The organism is Porphyromonas uenonis 60-3 (assembly GCF_000174775.1).
GTDB classification, from domain to species: Bacteria; Bacteroidota; Bacteroidia; order Bacteroidales; family Porphyromonadaceae; genus Porphyromonas; species Porphyromonas uenonis_A.
The window spans coordinates 1-962 of sequence record NZ_ACLR01000030.1; the positions used below are offsets into that span (position 1 = coordinate 1).

The 962-nt window shown below is 52.2% G+C and carries 1 protein-coding gene and 1 pseudogene; both read right to left on the bottom strand.

Going from position 1 to position 962, the window contains the following annotated elements:
- Positions 1-200, bottom strand: a pseudogene (locus tag PORUE0001_RS00915) (IS110 family transposase); the annotation flags it as partial.
- Positions 201-545: 345 nt separating this feature from the next.
- Positions 546-962: HAD hydrolase family protein (locus PORUE0001_RS00920; protein WP_007364567.1), on the bottom strand; the 417-nt coding region annotated here is incomplete at its 5' end.

Consider the following 962-nt stretch of genomic DNA (forward strand, 5'->3'; position numbering starts at 1 on the left):
CAGAAGAGCATGGTGTCGGTCTTGACTCCTCGACCAGCGTTCTTCTTGCTCCAAGAGACAAGGCTCCGGAACCCCTTAGGGTTGTTTTCTACAGTGGTGTAGGCGAGCTGCTGCTCGCTGTCTGATTCTGATTCGTAGCGAATCAGGGTGGCATCCAGTTTTTCTTTGGAAACGTCGATGCCGATAAAGTGATATTTCATAACTTTGTATCTGATTATTGATAAGGGCCAGCTAGGCTACATTAGGCTATTACTTTAATTAGGCTCTGAGCCTCACTTTCTAATAAGTCTCAAGTAGCTGAACTCCAGAGGGTCTCTAACAGACCTTAGGCTCGAAGCCTCGTAGGGACGATAGATTACCCTCTGGTTGCTGTCCTTACCTCACTACAACAAAGGTAAGAACAACCCGTTCAACTGACCTAATCTCGGGTCGATTTCTTTTCACTCTGCAAAGTTAAAGCTCTTCCTAAGCATCAAAAAAATATCCACGAAGATATGGCGCATATCTCCGTGGATATTGGGTTTTATAGGGATCGTGTGTCGGCTTTAGTTGCTTGATCTGCTAACTTTGACAGGGCGCAGGGCGCGCATCGCATTGAGCACGGCGAGGACTGTGACGCCTACGTCAGCGAAGACGGCCATCCACATGGAGGCTACACCGAGCAAGGCTAGGAGGAGTACCAGCACCTTGATACCGATGGCAAACCATGCGTTCTGCAGTGCGATGCCGACGGTGTGGCGTGCGATGCGTATGGCGGTTGCTATCTTGAGCGGGTTGTCATCCATAATGACCACGTCGGCCGCCTCTATGGCAGCGTCAGAGCCGAGTCCGCCCATGGCGATACCCACATCGGCACGCGCTAGGACTGGCGCATCGTTGATACCGTCGCCTACGAAGAGGACGGTGCCTCGGGCTGGCTGCTGGAGGATCGCCTCAAGGCGAGACAACTTGTCCGCTGGGAG